Source organism: Enterobacter sp. 01-M-02-SI-ECC (genome assembly GCF_047530595.1).
Classification (GTDB): Bacteria; Pseudomonadota; Gammaproteobacteria; order Enterobacterales; family Enterobacteriaceae; genus Enterobacter; species Enterobacter cloacae_M.
This window is the reverse complement of the sequence record NZ_JBLKCZ010000002.1, coordinates 143,591-168,742: the sequence shown is the minus strand read 5'-3', so window position 1 is coordinate 168,742 and position 25,152 is coordinate 143,591. Positions and strand designations below refer to the sequence as shown.

21 protein-coding genes are annotated in these 25,152 nt (G+C 56.1%); 8 read left to right on the top strand and 13 right to left on the bottom strand.

Annotated features, from left to right (window positions below; genetic code table 11):
• Positions 1-79 precede the first annotated feature (79 nt).
• Positions 80-1,426: a carbohydrate porin gene (locus tag ACMWLG_RS03955; protein ID WP_045402869.1), complete on the bottom strand. Its 1,347-nt coding sequence runs from the start codon at positions 1,424-1,426 to the stop codon at positions 80-82.
• A gap of 301 nt (positions 1,427-1,727) precedes the next feature.
• Positions 1,728-2,660: a tRNA dihydrouridine(16) synthase DusC gene (gene dusC, locus ACMWLG_RS03950; RefSeq protein ID WP_045402866.1), complete on the bottom strand. Its 933-nt coding sequence runs from the start codon at positions 2,658-2,660 to the stop codon at positions 1,728-1,730.
• A gap of 167 nt (positions 2,661-2,827) precedes the next feature.
• Here dusC and ACMWLG_RS03945 point away from each other — a divergent pair, with 167 nt between their 5' ends.
• The 5 genes from ACMWLG_RS03945 to ACMWLG_RS03925 all read left to right on the top strand — a co-directional run bounded on the left by ACMWLG_RS03945 (position 2,828) and on the right by ACMWLG_RS03925 (position 7,285).
• On the top strand, positions 2,828-3,223 hold the full coding sequence (locus tag ACMWLG_RS03945; protein WP_045402863.1) for a CidA/LrgA family protein: 396 nt from the start codon (positions 2,828-2,830) through the stop codon (positions 3,221-3,223).
• Positions 3,220-3,915, top strand: a complete 696-nt coding sequence (locus ACMWLG_RS03940) for a CidB/LrgB family autolysis modulator (RefSeq protein ID WP_029740398.1) — start codon at positions 3,220-3,222, stop codon at positions 3,913-3,915. Before ACMWLG_RS03945 ends, ACMWLG_RS03940 begins: the two co-directional genes overlap by 4 nt.
• A gap of 129 nt (positions 3,916-4,044) precedes the next feature.
• Positions 4,045-4,929, top strand: coding sequence for a cytidine deaminase (cdd, locus tag ACMWLG_RS03935; RefSeq protein ID WP_045402857.1), 885 nt, complete (start codon positions 4,045-4,047; stop codon positions 4,927-4,929).
• 126 nt (positions 4,930-5,055) lie between these two features.
• Positions 5,056-5,772 (top strand): outer membrane permeability protein SanA, encoded by a 717-nt coding sequence (sanA, locus tag ACMWLG_RS03930; protein ID WP_008500918.1) that lies wholly within the window; start codon positions 5,056-5,058, stop codon positions 5,770-5,772.
• A gap of 124 nt (positions 5,773-5,896) precedes the next feature.
• Entirely contained in the window at positions 5,897-7,285 is a 1,389-nt protein-coding gene (locus ACMWLG_RS03925) for a glutamine synthetase family protein (protein ID WP_047635164.1), read from the top strand.
• Positions 7,286-7,334: 49 nt separating this feature from the next.
• Here ACMWLG_RS03925 and mglC read toward each other — a convergent pair whose 3' ends face one another.
• From mglC to ACMWLG_RS03890, 7 genes are all read right to left on the bottom strand, one after another.
• Positions 7,335-8,345 (bottom strand): galactose/methyl galactoside ABC transporter permease MglC, encoded by a 1,011-nt coding sequence (gene mglC / locus ACMWLG_RS03920; RefSeq protein ID WP_008500921.1) that lies wholly within the window; start codon positions 8,343-8,345, stop codon positions 7,335-7,337.
• A 15-nt stretch (positions 8,346-8,360) separates the two neighbouring features.
• Positions 8,361-9,881 (bottom strand): galactose/methyl galactoside ABC transporter ATP-binding protein MglA, encoded by a 1,521-nt coding sequence (gene mglA / locus ACMWLG_RS03915; RefSeq protein WP_008500922.1) that lies wholly within the window; start codon positions 9,879-9,881, stop codon positions 8,361-8,363.
• 80 nt (positions 9,882-9,961) lie between these two features.
• Positions 9,962-10,960, bottom strand: coding sequence for a galactose/glucose ABC transporter substrate-binding protein MglB (mglB, locus tag ACMWLG_RS03910; protein WP_014884564.1), 999 nt, complete (start codon positions 10,958-10,960; stop codon positions 9,962-9,964).
• A gap of 294 nt (positions 10,961-11,254) precedes the next feature.
• A complete protein-coding gene (gene galS, locus ACMWLG_RS03905; RefSeq protein ID WP_045402849.1) occupies positions 11,255-12,277 on the bottom strand; it encodes an HTH-type transcriptional regulator GalS in 1,023 nt (340 codons plus the stop codon).
• 155 nt (positions 12,278-12,432) lie between these two features.
• The gene (yeiB, locus tag ACMWLG_RS03900; protein ID WP_045402848.1) at positions 12,433-13,590 is read right to left on the bottom strand and encodes a DUF418 domain-containing protein YeiB; all 1,158 of its coding nucleotides are present in this window, start codon (positions 13,588-13,590) and stop codon (positions 12,433-12,435) included.
• A gap of 19 nt (positions 13,591-13,609) precedes the next feature.
• Positions 13,610-14,278, bottom strand: a complete 669-nt coding sequence (gene folE / locus ACMWLG_RS03895) for a GTP cyclohydrolase I FolE (RefSeq protein WP_023312471.1) — start codon at positions 14,276-14,278, stop codon at positions 13,610-13,612.
• Positions 14,279-14,380: 102 nt separating this feature from the next.
• Complete coding sequence (locus ACMWLG_RS03890; protein WP_045402846.1) at positions 14,381-15,529, bottom strand: YbfB/YjiJ family MFS transporter; 1,149 nt, start codon at positions 15,527-15,529, stop codon at positions 14,381-14,383.
• Positions 15,530-15,667: 138 nt separating this feature from the next.
• Here ACMWLG_RS03890 and fghA point away from each other — a divergent pair, with 138 nt between their 5' ends.
• Entirely contained in the window at positions 15,668-16,495 is an 828-nt protein-coding gene (gene fghA, locus ACMWLG_RS03885; RefSeq protein WP_045402840.1) for an S-formylglutathione hydrolase, read from the top strand.
• A 111-nt stretch (positions 16,496-16,606) separates the two neighbouring features.
• Here the strand turns inward: fghA and cirA are convergent, their stop codons facing one another.
• The 3 genes from cirA to yieE all read right to left on the bottom strand — a co-directional run bounded on the left by cirA (position 16,607) and on the right by yieE (position 21,319).
• Positions 16,607-18,577, bottom strand: coding sequence for a catecholate siderophore receptor CirA (cirA, locus tag ACMWLG_RS03880; protein ID WP_045402836.1), 1,971 nt, complete (start codon positions 18,575-18,577; stop codon positions 16,607-16,609).
• Positions 18,578-18,802: 225 nt separating this feature from the next.
• A complete protein-coding gene (locus tag ACMWLG_RS03875) occupies positions 18,803-20,272 on the bottom strand; it encodes an amino acid permease (RefSeq protein WP_045402834.1) in 1,470 nt (489 codons plus the stop codon).
• Positions 20,273-20,452: 180 nt separating this feature from the next.
• Positions 20,453-21,319, bottom strand: a complete 867-nt coding sequence (yieE, locus tag ACMWLG_RS03870; RefSeq protein WP_045402831.1) for a DNA-binding transcriptional regulator YeiE — start codon at positions 21,317-21,319, stop codon at positions 20,453-20,455.
• A 97-nt stretch (positions 21,320-21,416) separates the two neighbouring features.
• Here yieE and ACMWLG_RS03865 point away from each other — a divergent pair, with 97 nt between their 5' ends.
• Together ACMWLG_RS03865 and nfo are read left to right on the top strand one after the other, a co-directional pair.
• Positions 21,417-22,463 (top strand): YeiH family protein, encoded by a 1,047-nt coding sequence (locus ACMWLG_RS03865; protein ID WP_045402829.1) that lies wholly within the window; start codon positions 21,417-21,419, stop codon positions 22,461-22,463.
• A gap of 64 nt (positions 22,464-22,527) precedes the next feature.
• On the top strand, positions 22,528-23,385 hold the full coding sequence (gene nfo / locus ACMWLG_RS03860; RefSeq protein WP_045354228.1) for a deoxyribonuclease IV: 858 nt from the start codon (positions 22,528-22,530) through the stop codon (positions 23,383-23,385).
• A 74-nt stretch (positions 23,386-23,459) separates the two neighbouring features.
• Here the strand turns inward: nfo and fruA are convergent, their stop codons facing one another.
• On the bottom strand, positions 23,460-25,145 hold the full coding sequence (gene fruA, locus ACMWLG_RS03855; protein ID WP_045402826.1) for a PTS fructose transporter subunit IIBC: 1,686 nt from the start codon (positions 25,143-25,145) through the stop codon (positions 23,460-23,462).
• Positions 25,146-25,152 lie beyond the last annotated feature (7 nt).

Genomic DNA, 25,152 nt, shown 5'->3' with positions numbered 1-25,152 from the left:
ATCCAGTTCTGGCACTCTATCAGTTTCATTCATAGCCTCAATGCATCACGCGTCAGAAACGTGACGCGGATCGACATTGCTAGAACGTCACGACAGTTTTCAGCTCCGTCACCCAGGCATCCTGCGTCCGGGATACGCCGCCGGGATGGTGCCAGTACTGAATGCCCGGCTGCAGCTCCAGCCACGACACCGGACGGAAGCGATAATAAAACTCACCGTTCAGGGAGTGGCCCGGCACCGGGTGATACGCCGGATCGTTATAGTCCGACACGCCGCTCAGGCTGTTCATATAGCGCTGGTTGCGGGCGTACTGGCTGCTCATATCAATCCAGGTCAAGCCAAAGCCAATCCAGTCTTCCGGTCGCGCGTCAAACATCCCGCGGTAGCGCAGCGAGGCGGCGTAAACCTGGTGCATGTAGTTGGTACTCTGATCCGCAAGGCTCATGCTGAAAGAGGTGCTCAACCCGCGATTCGGATCATCCTGATGCTGCGTAAGCTGCTGGTTCAGCCCGGCGTACATGAACCAGGTCCGGCTGTGGGTATCAAAGCCGTTCGGGTCCGTCGCGCCCGCACCGCCGGATTTGCCGCGATAGAGATCGGTTTGCGGCGCGTTGGTAAACACCACGCCCAGGTTGTACGCGCCCGGCAGGCCGTTAATCAGCGGGCGCGCTTCGATTTCAACCGGCAGTAAAACCCCTTTGCTGCCCTTCGTCGACCAGCTCCAGGCGTGGCTGCGGCTGGAGGCCTCGGGATTTTGCTCCATCACGCCACCTTTTAAGGTCAGCGTCGGCGTTAATTTATACGCAAGCGTGGTGCCCCAGGTGTGAACGTTCCAGTTGTTCCACGTCAGCGAGTTGGCTGACTTGCCGCCGCACTGCGAAAGCAGCTGGAAATCACAGGGGATGATTTGATCGAAGGTTTGCACCTTGTTCATCATCCCGATGCGCCAGGTCAGACGCCGGTCGTCAAAGCTGCGGGCAAAGGTCAGCCAGCCCAGGCGGGTAATGGACTGTCCGCCCCAGCTCTCCTGGGTCAGATCGTTAAAGTTAACGCGCGGGTCCTGCACGCGTTTGGTGGTGAGGTCGTCATTGTGGTTACGGTTGACGATGTTCCCTTCGATACGCGCGTCCGGGATACCGGTCCAGCGCTCAAGATCCTGGTTGAAGGTCAGCGCAAACTGGTCAATATAGGCCACGTGGGAGTCGTGGTTATAGCCACCGCCTCCGTTCCAGCCAATTTCATTCAGATATCCGAGATTCCAGGTAAAACCGTTATCGTTGAGGATTTTACGTATGCCGAGCATATCGCCCAGAACAGGCTCCGGAGGAGCCTCAAAACCTAATACCGTTCCATTCCAGTCCTGCGCCACCGACAGCGGGGATATCGTCAATAAGGCGAGCGCATAGAGTTTATTTTTATATGCCATGATAACAACCTGTGATTGAGTATTTTGTGCGTAACCGGCCGCAGGAAATTTTTCTATTTCCTGTCGATATTTCATTTTTTAAAATCAGTAAAAAGCGCTAAGCCAAATTTCTCTCCTGAGTAAACGAGAGGCAAAAAAAAACCTAAGCGCTCCACAGCGAAAATGCTGTGAAACGCTTAGGTTTTGCCTGTTAGCCAGTAACAATCCTGCGTTGAAAACAGTGGCACCTTAACACCGTCGCGCCACGTTGAAAACCAGAACTGTTTTCTGCTTTAAAAAAGTGTGAGCAATTTAACGCTTATTATTTTGACTGAATCACCCGGGCAATATCAGACGAAGTCTGTAATGTCCGAATCTCCTGAAATAATCCCAGCGCTTCATCGTACTCTTTGCGTAAATAACTCAGCCACTGTTTAATTCGCGCGACGTGATACAAACCGGTATCGCCCTGCTTTTCCAGTCGGCTGTATTTTTGCAGCAGCGTAACGACGTCTGCCCACGGCATTCGCGGCTCGTTATATTTCACCACCCGGCTGAGGTTCGGCACATTCAGGGCGCCGCGACCGATCATCACCGCATCGCAGCCGGTGGCCTGCAGACAGGCCTGCGCGCTCGCGTAGTCCCAGATTTCACCGTTGGCGATCACCGGAATGGAGAGGCGCTTGCGGATCTCGCCGATCGCCTGCCAGTTAATGCGCTCGGCCTTGTAGCCATCTTCTTTGGTGCGGCCATGCACCACCAGCTCGGTGGCCCCGGCCTGCTGCACCGCATCGGCGATTTCAAACTGCCGCGCGTCGCTGTCCCACCCCAGGCGCACCTTCACCGTCACCGGCAAATGCGAAGGCACGGCCTCACGCATGGCCTTCGCGCCGCGGTAAATCAGCTCAGGATCTTTCAACAGGGTCGCCCCGCCGCCGCTGCCGTTAACCAGCTTCGACGGACAGCCGCAGTTGAGATCCACCCCGTAAGAGCCCAGCTCAACCGCGCGGGCGGCGTTCTCCGCCAGCCATTCGGGATACTGGCCGAGCAGCTGAATACGCACCAGCGTACCGGAAGAGGTCCGGCTCTGGTTGTGCAGCTCGGGGCACAGGCGGAAGAAGGATTTTACCGGCAACAACATATCGACCACGCGCAGAAATTCCGTCACGCAGAGATCGTAATCGTTCACCTCGGTCAGAAGCTCGCGCACGAGGGAGTCGAGCACGCCTTCCATTGGGGCCAGTAAAACACGCATAGCAGTACCTGTGGAAAAAGACGCGCTATAGTATCTGCTCTGTATGTATGTGGAAAGCGCGACTTTCCATTCTGGAATGTCTGGTATGCTCAAATTTCATGATGTGATCCGTGGCACATTTTTGAGTTTAATTGTATGATGAATGCGTTTCAGCAAGGACTATCACCATGAGCAAATCATTGAACATTATCTGGCAATATCTGCGCGCATTCGTCCTGATTTACGCCTGCCTGTATGCCGGGATTTTCATCGCGTCGCTGCTGCCGATCGTCATTCCCGGCAGCATTATCGGTATGATGATCCTCTTTGTTTTGCTGGCGCTGCAAATCCTGCCCGCAAAATGGGTCAATCCCGGCTGCTTCGTCCTTATTCGCTATATGGCGCTGCTTTTCGTGCCTATCGGCGTCGGGGTCATGCAGTATTTTGATTTGCTCAAGGCCCAGTTCGGCCCGATTGTGGTCTCCTGCGCGGTCAGTACGCTGGTGGTTTTCCTGGTTGTGAGCTGGAGTTCGCATCTGGTGCATGGCGAACGTAACGTGGTCGGGGAGAAAACAAAAAAATGATGGCCAATATCTGGTGGTCGCTGCCGTTAACCCTGGCGGTGTTCTTCGCCGCGCGCAAGCTTGCCGCACGTTTTAAAATGCCATTGCTGAACCCGCTGCTGGTGGCAATGGTGGTGATTATTCCGTTCCTGCTGCTCACCGGCATTCCCTACGAACGCTACTTTGCCGGCAGCAAAATTTTAAACGACCTGCTGCAGCCTGCCGTTGTGGCGCTCGCCTTTCCTTTATATGAACAGCTCCACCAGATCCGCGCCCGCTGGAAATCCATCATTACCATCTGTTTTGTGGGCAGCCTGGTGGCGATGATCACCGGCACGTCGGTAGCGCTGTTGATGGGGGCCTCTCCGCAGATTGCGGCGTCGATCCTGCCTAAATCGGTAACCACGCCTATCGCGATGGCGGTCGGTGGCAGCCTCGGCGGGATCCCGGCCATCAGCGCGATGTGCGTCATTTTCGTCGGTATTCTCGGGGCGGTGTTTGGTCACACCCTGCTGAACGGGATGCGTATTCATACTAAAGCGGCACGGGGGCTGTCGATGGGGACCGCCTCCCACGCCCTGGGCACCGCCCGCTGTGCGGAGCTGGATTATCAGGAAGGGGCGTTTAGCTCCCTGGCGCTGGTGATCTGCGGGATTATCACCTCCCTGCTGGCCCCGTTCATTTTCCCGCTGATTCTGGCGGTGATGGGCTAAAATTTGCGATGCGTCGCGCAAATTTCATTTTGATTTCATAAGTTGCATACATAATGAGAAGTGGATCACATATAAAGCCCTGACGGCTCCGTAAACTACCGATCCATTAACCTTTATGAGGCATACGCCATGCACCCACGTTTTCAAGCTGCTTTCGCCCAGCTTGCAGAGAATTTGCAGTCAGCCCTGGCTCCCGTTCTGGCAGATGCACACTTCCCCGCCCTGCTGAACGCGGAGCAGGTCACGATGCTGAAACAGGCAACGGGACTGGACGAAGACGCGCTGGCTTTCGCACTGCTTCCTTTGGCCGCCGCCTGCGCGCGGGCCGATCTCTCCCATTTTAACGTCGGGGCCATTGCGCGCGGCGTCAGCGGAACCTGGTACTTCGGTGGCAATATGGAGTTCCTGGGCGCGACCATGCAGCAAACGGTTCACGCCGAGCAGAGCGCCATCAGCCACGCCTGGCTGCGCGGTGAAAAAGCCCTGAGCGCCATTACCGTTAACTACACCCCCTGCGGCCACTGCCGTCAGTTTATGAACGAGCTGAACAGCGGGCTGCAGCTGCGCATCAACCTGCCAGGCCGCGCGCCGCACACGCTGGGGGATTATCTACCTGACGCGTTTGGCCCAAAAGATCTGGAGATCAAAACGCTGCTGATGGACGAGCAGGACCACGGTTACGCCCTGTCCGGCGATGACCTGAGCCAGGCTGCCATTCGCGCGGCGAACAAAAGCCACACGCCGTACAGCAAGTCCCCGAGCGGCGTGGCGCTGCAGTGCCGCGATGGCCGGATCTTTAGCGGCAGCTACGCGGAAAACGCCGCGTTTAACCCAACCCTGCCACCGCTGCAGGGCGCGCTTAACCTGCTGAGCCTGAACGGTTATGACTATCAGGACATTCAGCGCGCTATTCTGGCAGAAATTGCCGATGCGCCGCTGATTCAGTGGGATGCGACCGCCGCGACGCTTAAAGCGCTGGGCTGCACGACGATTGACCGCGTACTGCTTGCGTAATCCTTCCGGCGGGCAGAAATGCCCGCCAGTTTGCTGAAAAACCCCTCAGTTGAGTCGCTGTTTCTTGCGCTAACCAGGCGGGTAAAGTAGCCTGAGTTAAATTTCATCCACGAACGAGCCATCTCCATGTTAAAGCGCGTTTTTTACAGCCTGTCTGTCCTGGTCGGCATACTGCTGTTGATCGTGCTGGGTCTCGACCGCTGGATGAGCTGGAAAACCGCCCCCTACATCTTTGATGACCTGCAGGACCTGCCCTATCGTCAGGTTGGCGTGGTGCTCGGCACCGCCAAGTATTACCGCACCGGCGTGATCAACCAGTATTACCGTTACCGCATTCAGGGCGCGCTGAACGCCTACAACAGCGGCAAGGTGAACTACCTGCTGCTGAGCGGCGATAACGCCCTGCAAAGCTACAATGAACCGGTGACGATGCGGAAGGACCTGATTGCGGCGGGCGTGGACCCTGCCGATATCGTGCTCGACTACGCCGGATTCCGCACCCTGGACTCCATCGTGCGCACGCGTAAAGTCTTTGACACCAACGACTTCATCATCATCACCCAGCGCTTCCACTGCGAGCGCGCGCTGTTTATCGCGCTGCATATGGGGATTCAGGCGCAGTGTTACGCGGTGCCGTCGCCAAAGGACATGCTGAGCGTGCGCGTCCGTGAGTTCGGCGCGCGCTTTGGCGCCCTGGCCGATCTGTATATCTTCAAACGCGAACCGCGCTTTTTAGGCCCGCTGGTGCCGATTCCGGCGATGCACGAAGTGCCGGAAGACGCGCAGGGTTACCCGGCCGTCACGCCCGAGCAGCTGCTGGATATGCAGAAAAAAGAGAAATAACAGGGCCGCCTTTATACTTTCTTTACGCCGGGCCTGACGCTTTTTACCTCCCCTTTACGTCGGCTCTTTTAAGCTGAGTTCACTGCCGCTACGGCTTCATTGAAGAATGACTATGAACTCAATAATGAATGCGTTTTTCCTCAAAAGTCTCCGCCCGTATTTTAACTTTCCCGGTTTATCACTTCCTGGCGCACTCAATTCCGGCCTCTGGCTTGATGAAAAAATTGATGCCCTGCAGCACAACGTTTCAGTGGAAGTGGCAGATTATCTGGAACGTTACCCGCAGACGAAACATGTAGACGTTTACCTCAACGATATCAACGGCACGATGCGCGGCAAGCGTCTGTCGGTGGAGAGCATGCTGAGCCTGGAAAAAGGCTGTTATTTTCCCCTTTCGGTCTACTCGATGGATCAGAAAGGAAAAATCGCCGCCCCGCTTCATGATGAGCCGGACCGACTCTGCGTTCCTGTCGCCGGCTCCCTGCGCCCCTGCCCGCAGGATCCGCAGCACAACGCGCAGATCCTGCTGACGATGAAAGACAGCGACGATACCCCCTGCCCGCTTGAGCCGCGCGTGATACTGCAGAACGTGCTGGCCCGCTTCCACCAGCACGGCCTCTTCCCGGTGATTGCCCCGGAAATCGAGTTCTATCTGACGGGGCATGACGATCGGGATCCGCAAAATCAGGGCTGTTTTCATATGGATACTACGACGGCCCATGCGGTACTGTTTGACGAGCTGGAACAACTGGCGCACCTGCAGCGCATCCCGCTGTCCGGGATCGTGGCGGAAGCCGAGTCCGGTCAGTACGAATTAAACCTGAAGCACAGCCATCGCGTGGTTGAGGTCTGCGATAACGTGCTGGCGCTTCGTCGCCTGACCCGTTACGTTGCCGAGAAGCACGGCCTGCAGGCCAACTTTATGGCTAAACCTTTCAGCCAGCTGTCCGGCAGCGGCCTGCACTTCCATTTCAGCCTGAACAATCGTCACGGCGAAAACGTCTTTGCTTCCCCGGTGAACGCGCTTAACAGCATGATGCGTTTGTGCATCGCGGGGCAGCTGGCGCTGATGCCCGCCTCTGTCGCCATTCTTGCGCCGGGCGTTAACGCGTTTCGTCGCCTGCGTAAAAACCTGACGGAGCCCGTATTTAACTCCTGGGGCTATAACACCCGCTCCGCCGCCCTGCGTATTCCCTGCTCGGATGACCACAACCGTCGTATCGAGTACCGGCTGGCCGGGGCCGATGCCAATCCGTATCTGGTGGCAGCCACTGTCCTGACCGGTATGCTGTACGGGCTGGAAAACACCGACGACGAGGATTTGCCCGAACCGCAGCACGATCGCCCCGAACTGCCGCTGTTTCAGCAGGAGGCGATTGAGACCTTTGCCCGCTGTCAGTACCTCACCGACAGCCTGGGCGACGCCTTTTCTGAACAGTGGGTCGCCTGCAAACTCTCTGAACTCGACTGGTTTGAGCGCATTGTGACCCGAGAGGAGTCACAGCTGGCATAAGGCATAAAAAAGCCCGCTCGGTGAGCGGGCTGGATAACGCGAGGAGCAATTACTTCTTACGCGCGTACTTCAGTGAATCCAGCGCAACCGCGAAGATAATGATGGCGCCTTTGATGATGTACTGCCAGTACGGGTTCACGCCGATATAGGTCAAGCCGTAGTTGATGACGGTGAAGATGATCACACCGGTCACCACGCCCAGTACCGTACCCACGCCGCCGCTGAAGGAGACGCCGCCCACCACGCAGGCTGCGATCGCATCCAGCTCGTACATGAAGCCAAGGTTGTTGGTTGCAGAGCCGATACGACCCGCTTCCAGCATCCCGCCGAAGGCGTAGAACACGCCGGACAGGGCATAAATGATGAGCAGGTTCAGGGCAACGTTCACGCCGGAGACTTTCGCCGCTTCCGGGTTACCGCCGATTGCGAAGATGTTTTTACCGAAGCGCGTTTTGTTCCACAGGATCCAGACGAAGGCCACCGCAATCAGCGCATAGAAGGTGATATACGACAGGCGGAAGCTGCCCAGCGCGATGAACCCTTGCGTAAAGGTCGAGAAGCCGCTGTCAAAACCCGAGATTGGGGAAGCACCGACAAAGTCGTAGTACAGGGAGTTGATACCGTAAACGATGATCATCGTACCCAGCGTGGTGATAAACGGCGTCACGTTCAGGTAGGCGATGATAATACCGTTGATCAGACCAATCACCGCACCAATGGCGCAGACAATCAGGATCACCACGAAAATCGGCATGGTGGCCATTTCCGGGAAGACCTTGTTGGCGTTTTCCATCGACTGCAGCAGGGTTGCCGCGATAACCGCCGCCAGCCCCACCTGACGACCGGCAGAAAGGTCCGTCCCTTGGGTTACGATCAGGCCCGCCACGCCCAGCGCAATGATAATACGCACGGAGGACTGGGTCAGAATGTTACTCAGGTTCAGCAGGCTTAAGAACGTAGGGTCCTGGAAAATGATGATAGCCAGCAGTACTAAAAGAACAACGTAAATACCGCCTTCTTTCAGGTAAGTGAGAAAACTTTTTTTATTTAACGCACTCATGAGGAGCCCCTGATCTTAAAGGTGCAAAGACGCAAGACGCAAAATTTCGTTTTGCGTTGTCGTTTTGGTGTCAACAATACCGGCAACGAGACCATTGCTCATAACCAGAATACGATCCGTGATCCCTAACAATTCCGGCATTTCGGAAGAAATAATAATGATCCCTTTATTCTTTTTCGCCAGCTCGGCAATCAGCTGATAAATTTCAAACTTCGCGCCGACGTCAATACCGCGGGTCGGTTCATCCAGCATCAGAATTTCTGGCTGGGTTAATAACCAACGTCCGATAATGACTTTCTGCTGGTTACCGCCTGACAGCGAACCAATTTGGGTGCGGTGCCCTGGCGTTTTCACGCGCATGGAGTCAATAACCCATTGGGTATCGCTCTTCATGCGGGAGTTATCCAGCAGTCCGACTTTGTTTTTGTAATTGCGAATGTTAGAAATTAACGAGTTAAAGTTAATATCCAGATAGGCATAAATACCGGTCGAACGACGCTCTTCCGTCACCAGCGCAAAACCATTATTAATGGCTTCGTTGGCGTTGTGGTTGTTGATTTTCTTTCCGTGCAGCGTAATAGTGCCTTCGGCTTTCTCACGAATGCCAAACAGGGTTTCCACGATATCGGTGCGTTTTGCGCCGACCAGACCGGCAATCCCCAGGATTTCACCCTTGTGCAGGTCGAAGGAGACATCGCGAATGGACGGCTGGCGTAACGAGGTCAGATTACGCACTTCCAGAATCACTTCGCCCGGCTTGTTCTCTTTATCCGGGAAGCGCTGGTTCAGGGAGCGGCCGACCATCATGGCGATGATCTTGTCCATGTCCAGCCCTTCCAGCGGCTGCGTGGCAATCCACTGACCGTCTCGCAGGATGGTGATCTCATCGCACAGCTGGAAGATCTCTTCCATTTTGTGGGAGATATACACAATGCCGCAGCCGCGATCTTTCAGCTTGCGAATAATGGTAAAAAGGTGATTAACCTCTTTTTCCGTTAATGACGATGTCGGTTCGTCCATGATGACGATTTTCGCATCATAGGAGAACGCTTTGGCAATTTCGATCATCTGCATCTGGGAGACGGATAATGTTCCCACGCGGGCGCGCGGATCGATATCAATATCCAGCTCGTCGAAAATCGCCTTGGTGTCGCGATACATTTTATCCTGATCGACAAAGACACCTTTGGTTGGATAACGTCCCAACCACATGTTATCCATAACTGAACGCTGCAGCACCAGGTTTAATTCCTGGTGAACCATCGAGATACCGTTTTCCAGTGCTTCTTTCGCTGAATGGAAATCGATCTCTTTCCCCTGAAAAAGAATGCTGCCAGAATCTTTTTGATAGATCCCAAAAAGACATTTTAATAATGTTGATTTACCCGCACCGTTCTCCCCCATTAAAGCATGAATAGAGTGAGGACGAACTTTTAAATTAACATTATCGAGTGCCTTAACGCCGGGAAATGACTTGTTGATACCGCTCATTTCCAACAGGTATTCACCGGATGACTGAGTTGTTGTGCTGACCATAATTATACCTTGTTGGCCTCGCATATCGCGTTATAAAAGGGCGCAACGAATTGCGCCCAGTGGAGACAGTACCGCTAAACTTATTTACCGATAAACTCAGCCAGGTTGGACTGGTCTACGCCCACGTAAGGTACGCGAACGATTTTGTTGTCAATTTTCCAGCTGGTGCCATCTGCCGCGCCTTTGCCATCGGCGAGGTTTTTCGCCAGATCGAAGGTCGCTTTCGCCTGGTTGTTGGCATCGTTCAGAACGGTACCGGCCATCGCACCGGATTTAACCAGCGCCAGCGCTTCAGGCAGAGCATCTACGCCGAACACAGGAATGGAGGATTTGTTGTGTGCTTTCAGCGCTTCTACCGCACCCATTGCCATCGCATCGTTGTTCGCGATAACCACTTCGATTTTGTTCGCGTTAGGGCCGGACAGCCACGCGTCCATCTTATCTTTCGCCTGAGCGGTATCCCACATCGCGGTATCTAACGCCAGCTGCTGGGTTTTCAGACCCTTGTCGTTCAGCTCTTTGATAACGTAAGTGGTACGGGCTTCAGCATCCGGGTGACCGGGTTCGCCTTTCAGCAGCACGAACTGAATCTGACCGTCTTTGTTAAGGTCCCAGTTCGGGTTCGCCGCCCAGTGTTTCGCGATCAGATCGCCCTGAATAATACCGGACTCTTTGGAGTCGGTACCGACGTAATACGCTTTGTCGTAGCTATCCAGCGCCTTACGGGAAGGTTCTTTGTTGAAGAAGACGATTGGCACGTTCTGGCCGCGCGCTTTTTCAATAACCGTGCCTGCTGCAGCCGGGTCAACCAGGTTGATGGCCAGGGCTTTCACGCCTTTTGCCAGCAGAACGTCGATCTGGTCGTTCTGTTTGGACTGGTCGTTCTGGGAGTCGTTCATCAGCAGCTGAACGTCTGGCGCTGCTTTCGCATCTTTCTCAATCGCTTTACGTACAACAGACATGAAGTTGTCGTCGTATTTATAGATGGTCACACCAATACGGGTATCCGCAGCGTGCGCTGCTGCACCAAAAAGCATGCTTGCCATTACGGCAGACAGGGTCAACACCTTCTTATTCATGGTATCTCCGGTTTTTTTATGCAGGGTAGTTCTTGTGAATAACGATCGGCGGGCAGGTGTTAACAAAACGTTACTGACAGCCGAAGTTCACTTATAAAATTTCTATCTTCCGTGTTCGGTAACGCTCCAGAAATGCGTTTTATTCGTTGTTTGCGGCACATTCGCTATAGTGAAAGTGAATAATCACCGTTACATAGCGTTTCAGCCCCTAAAACGCTGACATCATAGTCAGCGCCTTGTTAAGATACTGTGAATTTACTCACAGATTGAAAACGGTTACATCAGCTCATGTAATCAGTTAGTGATCGGAACCACAATTTGCCGGGCCGCGACGGAGTGCCGACGCACTAAAGTCGGCATGAAACAGTGCGTTGCGCCCGGATCCAGCAGCCCTGCCGCCCCCTGTAACGCCAGCTCAGTCGCCAGTTTCGCCATAGAGGCAATGGGGTAACGCACCGTTGTCAGCTGCGGGTCGGTGTAACGGGCAATCGGAATATCATCAAAACCAATGAGTGATAAATGCTGTGGCACCGCAATGCCGTTATCTTTCAGCGCCGCCAGGGCGCCTGCCGCCATGCTGTCGTTATAGGCAAACACCGCAGTAAGCTGCAGATTGCGGCCCAGCAGCTCCACCATTGCCGCCTCGCCGCCCTGCATGTCCGGCGTACCGGTGCCCGTCCAGCTTTCTGACGGCGTAATGCCGTGCTCTTTCAGGGCGTTTTGCCACCCCTCGCGCCGCAGGTCGTCATCTTCAATATGATGGCTGGAGGCCAGATAACCGATCCGCTGATGCCCGTTGTTGATGAGCATTTTCGTCGCCATCATGGCGCCGCTGACGTTATCCAGCCCGACGCAGCGGTGGGCGTAGCCGGGGACGATGCGGTTGATCAGCACCATGCCCGGGATCTGATCCATAAAGCCGGTTAGCTCTTCATCGCTCAAAGCTTTTGAGTGGACAATCAAGGCGTTACAGCGCTGACGGATCAGCACTTCAATGGCATGTCGCTCCTTTTCCGCCTCATGATAGCTATTGCCGATCAGGACATATTTCTGATGCTGCTGGGCCACCACGTCGACCGCTTTGACCAGCGCGCCGAAAAAGGCATCCGAGACGTCCATCACCACCACGCCGATGGTGTCGCTGACCTGCGTCGCAAGCGCCTGGGCATTGGCATTTGGCCGGTACCCGAGCTGGGTCACGGCTTTCATTACGATTTCACGGGTTTCAGGGCTGACCAGCGCGCTATTGTTCAGCACGCGTGAGACGGTAGCCACAGAAACGCCCGCCTGACGGGCGACGTCACGAATGGTGATCATATTCACCATCCTTCAAAGGATTGCAGCAACTCACAGACACCCCCTGTGTTTAGCAAGGTGGCTATTTTGGCAGCGAGAGAGAGGGGACTACGTGAAGAAGCTCACACTCATGAAAACGCTTACATCCGTTTTGTTAATGATTGTGATCCAGATCGTTATCTGGATGTGTTCCTCAATGATACCCCTGAAGCATGTGCGGTTAACTGACGCCACACCCACTCCAGCGGTCCCTGGCGGAAATAGCGTAGCCAGAGAACAGAAAACGCCAGGTTAATCACCCAGACCGGAATAACAAACGCCAGCAGCGTGAGGCGGTCGAATTTCATAAACAGGCCAAATCGATAGAAAAGCGTGGTGCAGAGAAGCGTTTGCAGGAGGTAATTGCTCAACGCCATGCGGCCCACGCAGGCGATAGCGCTGACGATCCACAGGCGGGAAAGCGTTGGCCAGAAGCCATAGATCAGCGCCGCGTAGCCGATGGTCTGGAACGGCGCGCTCAGTTCGCGCGGCACCTGGAGCAGGAACGCGCACCAGCGGTAATCCCAGTGGATGTGCCACTGCGTGATTATCGCCGGGAGGTTAATCAGCACGCCGATCAGTACCAGCCCGACACCCGTTCGCCGATAGTGACGCAGGCTGAACTCCCCTTTCAGCCAGCCGGTGCGCATCAGTGACGCGCCCATCAGCATCATGCCCGCCAGCTGCCAGCCGTATTGCGCCCCCAGCGCAAGGAGGTTATCCCCCAGCATATCCGCGCGGTTGCTTATCGCTTCCGTACCGCCCTTCAGCTTCCAGTACTGTTCGTACTGCAGGTTAGCGGCATCCGGGATCCAGGAACGGTTCGTCGCTTCGCCGGAGATCATCCCCAGCAGCAGCAGGACCCCAAGCCCCATGACGTAGAGCATCACGCCGGTGTTAAACAGGCTTTTTACGCTGTGCGCATCGCGAATCAGACGCCAGCAGATGAGCCCGACTAACCCATACGCGAGAAGAATATCGCCGTCCCAGAAGAACAGGCCGTGGATAAAGCCGAGGAGAACCAGCAGCGTCAGGCGCGACTGGATCCAACGCGTACCGCGTTTGAGGAGGAGTTGCAGACCTGCACCAAACAGCAGGGCAAACAGCGTGAGGAATTTAACCTGCGCGAAGAGATCGAGGACAGCCCAGGTCCAGGCATCGCTGCGCGTGATGTCGCCATACCAGGCAGGATTGAGGTAAGCCGCCTTCGGCAGGCCGAAGGCGCTGATATTAAGCAGCAGGATACCGAGAATGGCGACGCCGCGAACAAAATCGAGCGTGACGTTTCGCTCCATGGTTCCTGCCCTGTAAGACTTAGTTGTGGTGACGTACGGCGCGCAGGAACTCCTGGCGGGTATTCTGGCTAGATTTAAACAGGCCGCCCAGCGACGTCGTGGTCGTTGCACTGGTCGCATCACGCACGCCGCGCGCCTTCACGCAGTAGTGAACCGCATCGATAGAAACGGCCACGTTATTGGTGCCCAGCAGCGTTTGCAGCGCGGTCAGGATCTGCTGCGTCAGACGCTCCTGCACCTGCGGACGCTGGGCAAAGAACTGCACGATGCGGTTGATCTTCGACAGGCCAATCACCGTATCTTTTGGGATATACGCCACGGTCGCTTTACCGTCGATGGTCACGAAGTGGTGTTCGCAGGTGCTGGTCAGCGTGATATCGCGTACCGTCACCATCTCGTCCACTTTCATCTTGTTTTCAATGACGGTGATTTTCGGGAAGTTGGCGTAATCCAGCCCGGAGAAAATTTCGTCGACGTACATTTTCGCGATGCGGTGCGGCGTCTCCATCAGACTGTCGTCACTCAGATCGAGATTCAGCAGCTCCATGATCTCGGTCATATGACCGGCAATCAGACGCTTGCGGGTTTCATTGTCCAAATCCTGTACGGGCGGACGCAGTGGCGTTTCAAGACCGCGCGCAACCAGGGCTTCGTGGACCAGGGCAGCTTCTTTACTGAGTGATGACATTTTGTTCTCCTGCAGGTGTGGCGTCTTTTGCCCTCGTTGTGGCAAAAGTATGCGCTCATTGTGCGTGAGGCGGCGCACATAATCCAGTATTCACGACGATAATTATTGCAATTGCTGTTGCCTTTCAACGTGACGATTCCAGACCAGCGCTCCGCCGACGAACAGCGCAACACCTGCCAGCCCCAGCGCGGGCTCCAGCCGGTGGGTAAGCCAGGTTGATAACGCCGAGGTCATCGGGCCAATCAATTGACCAATCGCATACCCGGTGGTGAGCAGGCCTGCCATATAGCGCGTGTGGTTTGGCGCCAGCTCGCGGCCGTATAAAAGAGAGAGCTGCACGGCACACAAAAAACCGCCGCCCACCAGCAGTCCGCCCGTCAGCAAACCGCCAATCCCCGGCAGCAGCCAGGCCGCCAGCACGCCAGCCCCCTGTAACCACAGCACGATAGCCAGCCTGCGGTTAGCCGTTGAGGTGTGGCGTAAAAGAATACTAAGCGCAATGCCCACCACGGCGGCGATACCAAAAATCGGCCAGACAAACTGGGCAAACAGGCTGCCGGGAAAACGCACCGCCGCCATTTGTGACAGGAATGTCGCCGGGAGGATATAGCCAAACCCGGCCAGGCTGTAGCTCCAGACCAGGCGCTTTAAATCCGCCGTCAGCACCAGCGGCTCTGGTGCGGTGCCCGGTCGATGGAGCTGCCCGGATCGCGGCAGGTAGCGCGCCACCAGCGCAATCAGCACCAGCGCCAGCACGCCGTAGATTTGCCATGCCGCCCCGGCCGAAAGGGATTTCGCCTGGATATAGACGGCGAGCAGCCCGCTCAGGGCAATGCCCGCCCCCGGTCCGGCAAACACGGCAGCGCTCAGGCCCGGTTTACCCAGCTGCCCCAGCCGCTCGTTGGTCCAGGCAGCAATGAGTACCATCGACCAGCCGCTCATGCAGCCAATCACGAAGCGCAGCAGGCCGTGCACAACGGCGTTATCCGCCGCCGCGGAGAGCAGCGTCAGCGCAACCGCGCCGGTGATGCCAAGCCAGAGGCGCGTTTCTACAAAGCGGTGCGCGCGCATTGCATCCCATGCGCCCACCAGATAGCCCAGATAGTTCATCGCCGCCACCAGACCCGCGCTGGTCAGCGTAAGCTGTCCGGCAGCAATCATGAGCGGTACCTGAGGCGTAAAGGCAAAGCGCCCTATCCCCATCGCCACCACCAGAACGACAAACCCACTGAGCGCAATACGCAGCGCCATGACCGCTCCAATTGTTAAAGAAAAGTAAATTTATGATGCAGCATCTGGGCGTCAGGCGAAAGTGAAAGTTACTCACAGGTCAATGAAAAGGCTGTATTATGGTTTTTATGAATACTCATTCTCATTAAGGAGCCCTGCATGGAACTGCTCGAAGAGCACCGTTGTTTTGAAGGTCGACAGCAGCGCTGGCGGCATGACTCCACCGTCCTGAACTGTGCGATGACGTTCAGCATTTTCCTGCCGCCGACGGAAAATTCGCCGGTTCTGTTCTGGCTTTCAGGCCTGACCTGCAACGACGAAAACTTCACCACCAAAGCGGGCGCGCAGCGTATTGCCGCCGAGCTGGGTATTGCGCTGGTGATGCCTGATACCAGCCCGCGTGGCGATGATGTAGCCGACGATGCAGGATACGACCTGGGTAAAGGCGCCGGGTTTTATCTCAATGCGACCGAGCAGCCCTGGGCGCACCATTACCGCATGTATGACTACATTCGCGACGAGCTGCCCGCGCTGATTCAGTCCGGGTTTGCGGTAAGCGACCGCTGTGCCATCAGCGGACATTCTATGGGCGGTCACGGGGCGCTGATCATGGCGTTAAAAAATCCGGGAAAATACGCCAGCGTGTCGGCGTTTGCGCCAATTGTGAACCCAACGCAGGTGCCGTGGGGGCAGAAAGCCTTCGCGCACTATCTGGGTGAAGATGAAGCAAAATGGCAGGAATGGGACAGCTGTGCGCTGATGCTGGCCAGCAGCTCGGCAAATGCGATCCCGATGCTTATCGATCAGGGCGATGCGGACCAGTTCCTCGCCGGACAGCTGCAGCCTGCGGTGCTGGCAGAAGCGGCACGCCAGAAGGACTGGCCGCTGACGCTGCGCATTCAGCCGGGGTATGACCACAGCTATTACTTCATCGCATCCTTTATTGAGGATCATCTCCGCTTTCATGCGGAGCATTTGTTTGGGTAAGTGCGGCTGCGTGCGCTCTGATGCCCTCACTCTGGCCCTCTCCCAAAGGGAGAGGGAACAAACACTAAAAACGGCAACTTACGTTGCCGTTTTGCTTTTACCCTGGCCGCATCAGAACTTATAATCCACGCCCACAAAGTAGCGACGGCCGTCTTCCGTATAGCTGTAATCGTCGCGGCTCAGATCTTTATCCAGCAGGTTCTGCACGCCAGCACGCAGCTTCACGCTTTTCGTCGCCTGCCACGCGGCGCCGGTATTCCAGATGACATAGCCACCCGGCGTTGGTGCACTGCTGGTCAGCGCGCGTTTCTCACCGGTGTAGTTGCCCTGAACGTAGAACGACCAGTCCTGCGTTGCCTTCCAGTCAACGGTACCGTTGGCGGTGTGGAACGGCAGATCCGACAACGGCTTGTTGCCGCCGTTGCTGATATCACGACCGTCGTTATAGGTATAGTTAAGGGTCAGTTTCCAGTCGTCCGCCAGCGGGAATTTCAGCTCGGTTTCCACCCCGCGGATGCGCGCCTTGTTAACGTTGTAGTAGCGGAAAATTGGTTCTCCGTCCGCATTCAGTCCAACGTAGTTAGGGTAGCCCTGGGCCTGTTTTGCATTGGCCGTACGGCTGATGCTGATGCGGTCATCCACGTTATTCTGGAAGGTGGTGACGCTGGCCTGCACGCCCTCTAACCAGCCCTCTTCCCCGCTGTAGTACAGTCCGAATTCGAAGCTCTCGCTGGTTTCCGGTTTCAGATCCGGGTTACCGACTATCTCACAGGCACCGCGACACGAGCCGGTGACCCAGTCCGGGCTAAGCTGGAGCAGCGACGGCGCTTTAAACGCGGTGGCCCAGCCCCCTTTCACCGTTACGGTATCGGTCGCGTTGTAAACCAGATAGGCGCGCGGGCTCCAGTGATCGCCGTAGGTATCATGGTCATCCATACGGATGCCGGTGGTCAGCGCCAGAGGTTCAAAGATACGCCACTCATCTTCAAGGAACAGGGCATACTGGCTTGTCGACGTACTGCTGCTGGAACCGCCCGTCAGGTTGACAGGATCCTTCAGCTTATCGTGACGCCATTCGCCGCCGAAGGTCATCAGCTGGTTGATTTCGCCCAGCGGCAGCACGTATTTTCCGTCCACCGCGTTGCTCTCGGAGGTGATAGGATTGCTGTTGCCGGGGTTTTTGTTATCCACCTTTTCGCCGTAAACCTTCAGCTCGCTGTTGCCGACGCCCCAACGACCGTTGTGGCTGAGAGAGTAGTTCTGACGCTCAAGGCGGTTTTTGTCGAGGGAATCCGAGTCGCGATCCTGACGGTCGAAACCGTAGCCCGCCGTAAAGTCGTGATTTTCAGACGGCGTCCAGGCGAATTCCACATTCGCATCGCGGCTGGTGAAGCCTTCAATGCGCGGCGTTTCACCGCTCGCCGTGGTGGAGGACTTCTGCTGACCGTCTTTCTCACGCTTCGCGAGGCTACCGTAGGCTTTCAGCCCCAGCAGGCCGTCAACCAGCGGACCGCTGGTATAGAACTGGCCGTTGTACGTGTCTCCACGGTCGCGGTGTTCCTGAATCGTGGAATCGGCGCTCAGGGTGCCCGTCCATTTCTGGCCGATTTTTTTGGTGATAATGTTCACCACCCCGCCCAGCGCATCGGAACCGTACAGAGAAGACATAGGTCCGCGCACCACTTCGATGCGTTCGATGGCGTCAACCGGCACCCAGTTGAGGTCGAAATCATTATGGCGGAATACCGCGTTACGCGAGTTAACGCGCTTGCCGTCGATCAGGATCAGCGTATAGCTGCTGTCCAGTCCACGAATACTTACCCCTTTACGGTTGTCCCCTTCGCTCGTGAGCTGAACGCCCGGCACCTCCCGTAACACATCTTTCATATTCTGAACGGGTTTGCGCTGCAAATCTTCCTGGGTAATTACGCTGATGCTTGCCGGTGCGTCTTTCAGGTTTTGCTCGGTCGCGGAGGCCGTTACAACCATTGTGTCGCCGGATTCCGCTGCGATAACAGGCAGGGCTAGGGACATTGCGGACGCACAAAGTCCTCCCCTGATGAAGGGATTCAACCTAAACATTCCATATCTCCATGAGGTAAATACAACTAAATCAAATCATCATTGCTCACAGCGTCTTCCTTTCCGCCCACGTCTGCGGTGGGTCGGTGACACGCTTGTTTTTTGATAACGATAAAGCAAACGATAATTGTTATCAATTAAATTGTTAAGAAATATATCTTTGTTTCAGGATGCGGGCATAAAAAAACCCGCTCGAATGAGCGGGTTAAAAGAGAGGAAGTGCGATTATTGTTTAAACCGTTCCGGGAATTCCATTTCACTGTAGCGAACGAATTTTGTTCCTTTCGTCAGCTTGTAGCCAAACCAGATGACGAGGAAAAGCGGAATACCAATGTAGGTCGCCGTCACGGCGCCCCAGTCAATGGTGTCCGCCAGGAACGCTTCATAGTTCTGTCCCAGCGTAATGATCAGGCACAGAATGAAGGCGAAAATAGGACCCAGCGGGAAGAAGCCGGAGCGATACGGCAGCGAGTTAACATCGTGACCCTGCTTGACGAAGCCGCGGCGGAAACGGTAGTGGCTAATAGCAATCCCCAGCCAGGCAATAAAGCCCGTCATCCCGGACGTGTTAAGCAGCCACAGGTACACCGTCTGGTTGCCAAACATAGAGGTCAGGAAGCACAGACCGGCAATCACCGTTGTGGCATACAGCGCGTTACGCGGTACGCCGCCACGAGACAGCTTCGCGAAGATACGCGGGGCTTTACCGTCGCATGCCAGCGTGTAGAGCATACGGGTGGACGCGTACATCCCGGAGTTACCGGCTGAAAGCACAGCGGTCAGGATAACGGCGTTCATCACTGCCGCAGCTGAAAGCAGACCGGCGTGCTGGAAGACCAGCGTGAACGGGCTGACGCTAATGTCTTTTACGTCATTACGCAGCAGGCTTGGATCGGTGTACGGGATGATCAGGCTGATAATCAGGATCGCGAACACATAGAACAGCAGGATACGCCAGAATACCTGACGGACCGCACGCGGAATATTTTTCTCCGGGTTCTCTGACTCACCGGCGGCGATACCAATCAGCTCAGTCCCCTGGAAGGAGAAGCCGACAATCATCGCCACGCCAATCATCGCCGAAAGGCCACCGGCAAACGGCGCATCGCCTGTTGTCCAGTTACTCCAGCCCGCAGGTTCTGCACCTTTGAAAATACCAACGATCATCGCCACACCGACGACGATAAAGATGATGACGGTTGCCACTTTGATCAAAGAGAACCAGTATTCCGCCTCGCCGAAACCGCGCACGGAGATGTAGTTCAGCAGGAAGATGACGGCCAGGAACAGGGCGCTCCAGATCCAGCCCGGCGTATCCGGGAACCACCAGTTCATCACCAGCTGTGCGGCGACAAGGTCAACGGCGATAGTGACCGCCCAGTTGTACCAGTAGTTCCAGCCCAGCGCGAAGCCGAAGCCTTCTTCAACGTATTTTTGACCGTAGGTCGAGAACGAACCGGATACCGGCATGTACGCGGCCAGTTCGCCGAGACTGGTCATCAGGAAGTACACCATCAGGCCAATCAGGATATAAGAGAAGAGCGCCCCACCCGGGCCTGCTGCCGAAATCGTTGCGCCAGAGGCAACGAAAAGACCTGTACCGATTGAGCCGCCAATGGCGATCATCGTCAGGTGACGCGCCTTGAGTTCACGACGTAGCGTGGGCGCTTCTGTGGTTTTAATTTCTGAAACCATATGAAAATGCTGTCCATTTAATAAATGAGGCGCGATTGTAGCAGACGATCCGCGTTCCTTCCGGCAGAAATACTCAGTTATAAGAGAGCTTCATGACTCGGCCAGGATTATAAGTAAAGCATAAAAATGTGGGGTGACAGGCGCGCGTAGCCCCGGTAAGCGAAGCGCCACCGGGGAACGTTAAATGGTGCAGTAGCGCAGAAAACGCTGCAGAGAGCTGGAAAGGTGTTTCTGACGATGATGGATGCACCATAGCGTGCGCACTAGCTTCGGCAATGGAACCGGAATTTCAACCAGCGACCCCGTTTCAAGCTGTTCGGCAATGACGCGCCGGGAAAGACAGCTGATTCCCAGGCCGTGACGCACCGCGTGCTTGATGGCCTCAGAGTTCCCCAGCTCCATCCCTAGCTGGAAATGCGGCAGATGGGAAAGCAGCAAATAATCGACAATTTCACGCGTGCCGGAGCCCTGCTCGCGCAGGATCCACTGCGCCTGTGCCAGGCGCTCCAGCGTCACCTCGCCCTGCAATAACGATGAGGCCGGGGATGCAAACACCACAAGTTCATCCTCCAGCCAGGGCTCGGCAATGATATCGACGTTATGGCAGGGCCCTTCAATGAGGCCGATATCCACGCGGAAATCGATCACCGCGTTGATAACGTCCTGGCTGTTACCCACGCTCATCTCCAGCGGCAGGGTCGGGAAATCCCGGCGGTAGCGGGCAATCACTTCCGGCAGGATGTAGTTCCCAATGGTGCTGCTGGCGTAGACGCGGATCGCGCCGTTGTCTTCGCGGAACAGCTGTTCGATTTCGATAGCCTGCTCCAGCAGCGCCAGCGCGCGTGGATAAAGAAGACGACCGTGCTCGTTGACCACCAGACGCTTCCCTACCCTGTCGAACAGCTGCACGCCCAGCTGCCCTTCAAGATCGGTCAGCGCCGCGCTGACCGCAGACTGCGAGAGCGCCAGCATTTGTGACGCCTGGGTCGTCGAGCCGCTTTTCAGCACCTCGGCAAACACTTCCAGCTGACGCAATGTAATGTGCATGGTTGTTTACCACTTATATAGATTGATTATAAGTATATAATCAATTTTATTTTTAAGCCAGAGCGCCGTAACCTTTAGCCAGACAAAGGAGAAGGTTATGTCAGAAATCACCTTACAACATCATCGTACAGTGTGGCACTTCGTGCCGGGCCTCGCGCTTAGCGCAGCAGTGACCGCCGTAGCATTATGGGGCGGCAGCATCCCGGCTATCGCAGGCGCAGGTTTTAGCGCGTTGACGCTGGCTATTTTGCTGGGCATGGTCGTGGGAAATACCGTTTACCCACATATCTGGAAATCCTGCGACGGCGGCGTGATCTTTGCCAAACAGCACCTGCTGCGTCTCGGGATCATCCTTTACGGCTTCCGTCTCACCTTTTCGCAGATTGCGGACGTGGGCGTGAGCGGAATTGCCATCGACGTCCTGACCCTGACCAGCACCTTTTTGCTGGCCTGCTTTATCGGCCAGAAAGTCTTTGGCCTGGATAAGCAAACCAGCTGGCTGATCGGTGCCGGGAGCAGTATCTGCGGGGCCGCGGCGGTGCTGGCAACGGAACCCGTCGTTAAAGCCGAAGCCAGCAAGGTGACCGTGGCGGTGGCGACGGTGGTGATCTTCGGTACTCTGGCGATCTTCCTCTACCCGGCCATGTATCCGCTGGTTGCCCACTGGTTTAGCCCGGAAACCTACGGCATCTATATCGGTTCGACCATGCACGAAGTGGCCCAGGTGGTGGCGGCAGGACATGCTATTAACCCTGAAGCCGAAAACGCGGCGGTGATTGCCAAAATGCTGCGCGTAATGATGCTGGCACCGTTCCTGATTTTCCTTGCTGCGCGGGTTAAACAGCTTGCACCGGCGGACAGTAATCAGAAAAGTAAAATCACCATTCCGTGGTTTGCGATCCTGTTTATCGTGGTCGCTATCTTTAACTCCTTCCACCTGCTGCCCAAATCGGTAGTGGATATGCTGGTGACGCTGGATACCGTACTGCTGGCGATGGCCATGGCGGCCCTGGGCGTGACTACACACGTCAGCGCGCTGAAAAAAGCCGGTGCGAAGCCGCTGCTGATGGCGCTGGTACTCTTCATCTGGCTGATTGTCGGCGGCGGTGCGATTAACCTCGCGGTCCATAGCCTGATGGCATAAACCATCTCGTCCTTCTCCTGCTAACCCGCTATCATAAGCGTTTCGGGTTAGCAGGAGTTTTTTTATGAAATATGTTGGAGCGCACGTCAGCGCTGCAGGCGGCCTTGCGAATGCCGCCATTCGCGCCGCCGAAATCGAGGCGACCGCTTTCGCCCTGTTCACCAAAAACCAGCGCCAGTGGCGCGCCGCGCCGCTCACCGCTGACGTGATTGATGATTTTAAAGCCGCCTGTGAGAAGTATCACTATGGGCCAGGCCAGATCCTTCCCCACGACAGCTACCTGATCAACCTCGGTCACCCGGTTGAAGAGGCGCTGGAAAAATCCCGCGAGGCGTTTCTTGATGAAGTACAGCGCTGCGAACAGCTGGGGCTGACGCTGCTGAACTTCCATCCGGGCAGCCATCTGATGCAAATCGATGAAGATGCCTGCCTGGCGCGCATTGCCGAATCCATCAACATCACGCTGGACAAGACCAAAGGCGTCACCGCGGTAATAGAAAACACCGCCGGTCAGGGCAGCAACCTCGGCTTTAGGTTTGAACATCTGGCGGCGATCATCGACGGCGTGGAGGATAAATCCCGCGTTGGCGTATGCATTGATACCTGCCACGCGTTTGCCGCCGGATATGACCTGCGCACCACCGAAGCAACGAAAAACACGTTCGATGAGTTCGAGCGCATAGTGGGCTTTAAGTACCTGCGCGGAATGCACCTGAACGATGCGAAAAGCGCGTTCGGCAGCCGCGTTGACCGCCACCACAGCCTGGGCGAAGGTAACATCGGCCACGATGCGTTTCGGTTTATTATGCAGGACGCCCGCTTCGACGGTATTCCGATGGTGCTGGAAACCATCAATCCGGATATCTGGGCAGAAGAGATAGCCTGGCTGAAGGCACAGCAAACCGCTGAACAGGCGGCATAAAAAAAGCCGGGTGCATAATGCAACCCGGCTTTTTTATAGGTCGGGTAAGGCGAAGCCGCCACCCGACACCTTGTTTACGCTGCTTTCGCCACAACTTCCGCTTCCGGACGTTTCAGTACTGCGTATGACAGACCCGCCACCAGCGTACCGGCAACGATGGCCAGCAGGTAGCCGAGTACCGGCGTGATCGCGCCAGGGATCAGCAGGACAAACAGACCGCCGTGTGGTGCCATCAGCTTCGCGCCAATCGCCATGGAGATTGCCCCTGTCACTGCACCACCCGCGATACAGCACGGCAGTACACGCATTGGGTCACGAGCCGCGAACGGAATCGCCCCTTCGGTGATAAAGCACAGCCCCAGCACCAGCGCCGCTTTACCGCCTTCCTGCTGCGCTTTATCGAACTTACGACGGGCAATAATCGTCGCCAGGCCGAGCGCCAGAGGAGGTACCATACCTGCCGCCATGATGGCTGCCATTGGCGCGTAGGTCTGGGTACTCAGCAGGCCAACACCAAAGGCGTACGCCGCTTTGTTCACCGGACCACCCATGTCGGTACACATCATGCCGCCGAGGATTGCACCCAGCAGAACCGCGTTCGCGGTACCCATGGTTTGCAGCCAGTGGGTCAGACCCGCCAGAATGCCCGCAACCGGCTTACCAATCAGGTAAATCATCGCCAGACCGACCACCAGGCTGGAAATCAGCGGGATGATCAGAATAGGCTTCAGCGCTTCCATACTCTGCGGCAGCTTGAGCTTCGAACTGATGAGCTTCGCGACGTAACCGGCCAGGAAGCCCGCGATAATACCGCCGATAAAGCCAGAACCGGTGCTCACGGCCAGCATACCGCCGATAAGGCCCGGCGTCAGGCCAGGACGGTCAGCAATGGAGAAGGCAATAAAGCCTGCCAGAACGGGGACCATCAGCGCGAACGCGGAACCGCCGCCAATCTGCATTAACGCAGCGGCCAGCGTGCCTTGCTCTTTAAACGCAGTAATACCAAATGCGAACGAGAGGGCGATACACAGACCACCCGCAACCACCATCGGCAGCATGTAAGACACGCCGGTCAACAGATGGCGATAGGCGCCTGCAGACTCTTTCTTACCTTCCGTCGCGGTTTGACGCGCGCCGGTAGCCTGATACGGCTTCGCTTCTACCAGCGCTTTATCAAACTCCTGCGCGGTCTTTTTCAGCGCCAGGCCGGTAGACGTGCGGTACATTGGCTTACCGGCAAATTTTGCCAGGTCCACTTCGATATCCGCCGCCACGATAACCAGATCGGCTTCAGCCACTTCTTCAGGGGTGATCGCGTTGCCGGCACCGACGGAGCCGCGCGTTTCAACTTTTACCCACCAGCCGCGTTTTTTCGCTTCGGTTTCAATGGCTTCTGCCGCCATAAAGGTGTGAGCCACGCCCGTCGGGCAGGCCGTCACCGCAACAACGCGTTTCGGACCCGTGGCCGCAGCCGGTGCCGTCGCGACAGGCGCGCTGTAGACAGACGCGTGCCCTTTCGCTTCGCTCAGGAAAAGTTCCGGGTGTGCCACCGCGCGATTAATATCGCCCAGCCACACTTTCTTGCCGTTCAGCGCACTGTCAGCCGGGATTTTGTCGCCCAGTACAATGGCCAGTTCTGCATCGCCTGGATTATCGATAATGTCCAGATGTGCTTTTTGTGCCGCCGCGCCCAGCAAGGTCTTCGCCATATAGGCGCGGGCCTGTCCGAGACCGGAGTCAATGATCAGCAGCGTTTTCATTATTCCT

Bases quoted from the DNA above. Each gene is read 5' to 3' on its own strand.
- ACMWLG_RS03955 (WP_045402869.1), bottom strand. From the start codon at position 1,426: ATGGCATATAAAAATAAACTCTATGCGCTCGCCTTATTGACGATATCC.
- dusC (WP_045402866.1), bottom strand. From the start codon at position 2,660: ATGCGTGTTTTACTGGCCCCAATGGAAGGCGTGCTCGACTCCCTCGTG.
- ACMWLG_RS03945 (WP_045402863.1), top strand. From the start codon at position 2,828: ATGAGCAAATCATTGAACATTATCTGGCAATATCTGCGCGCATTCGTC.
- ACMWLG_RS03940 (WP_029740398.1), top strand. From the start codon at position 3,220: ATGATGGCCAATATCTGGTGGTCGCTGCCGTTAACCCTGGCGGTGTTC.
- cdd (WP_045402857.1), top strand. From the start codon at position 4,045: ATGCACCCACGTTTTCAAGCTGCTTTCGCCCAGCTTGCAGAGAATTTG.
- sanA (WP_008500918.1), top strand. From the start codon at position 5,056: ATGTTAAAGCGCGTTTTTTACAGCCTGTCTGTCCTGGTCGGCATACTG.
- ACMWLG_RS03925 (WP_047635164.1), top strand. From the start codon at position 5,897: ATGAATGCGTTTTTCCTCAAAAGTCTCCGCCCGTATTTTAACTTTCCC.
- mglC (WP_008500921.1), bottom strand. From the start codon at position 8,345: ATGAGTGCGTTAAATAAAAAAAGTTTTCTCACTTACCTGAAAGAAGGC.
- mglA (WP_008500922.1), bottom strand. From the start codon at position 9,881: ATGGTCAGCACAACAACTCAGTCATCCGGTGAATACCTGTTGGAAATG.
- mglB (WP_014884564.1), bottom strand. From the start codon at position 10,960: ATGAATAAGAAGGTGTTGACCCTGTCTGCCGTAATGGCAAGCATGCTT.
- galS (WP_045402849.1), bottom strand. From the start codon at position 12,277: ATGATCACCATTCGTGACGTCGCCCGTCAGGCGGGCGTTTCTGTGGCT.
- yeiB (WP_045402848.1), bottom strand. From the start codon at position 13,590: ATGGAGCGAAACGTCACGCTCGATTTTGTTCGCGGCGTCGCCATTCTC.
- folE (WP_023312471.1), bottom strand. From the start codon at position 14,278: ATGTCATCACTCAGTAAAGAAGCTGCCCTGGTCCACGAAGCCCTGGTT.
- ACMWLG_RS03890 (WP_045402846.1), bottom strand. From the start codon at position 15,529: ATGGCGCTGCGTATTGCGCTCAGTGGGTTTGTCGTTCTGGTGGTGGCG.
- fghA (WP_045402840.1), top strand. From the start codon at position 15,668: ATGGAACTGCTCGAAGAGCACCGTTGTTTTGAAGGTCGACAGCAGCGC.
- cirA (WP_045402836.1), bottom strand. From the start codon at position 18,577: ATGTTTAGGTTGAATCCCTTCATCAGGGGAGGACTTTGTGCGTCCGCA.
- ACMWLG_RS03875 (WP_045402834.1), bottom strand. From the start codon at position 20,272: ATGGTTTCAGAAATTAAAACCACAGAAGCGCCCACGCTACGTCGTGAA.
- yieE (WP_045402831.1), bottom strand. From the start codon at position 21,319: ATGCACATTACATTGCGTCAGCTGGAAGTGTTTGCCGAGGTGCTGAAA.
- ACMWLG_RS03865 (WP_045402829.1), top strand. From the start codon at position 21,417: ATGTCAGAAATCACCTTACAACATCATCGTACAGTGTGGCACTTCGTG.
- nfo (WP_045354228.1), top strand. From the start codon at position 22,528: ATGAAATATGTTGGAGCGCACGTCAGCGCTGCAGGCGGCCTTGCGAAT.
- fruA (WP_045402826.1), bottom strand. From the start codon at position 25,145: ATGAAAACGCTGCTGATCATTGACTCCGGTCTCGGACAGGCCCGCGCC.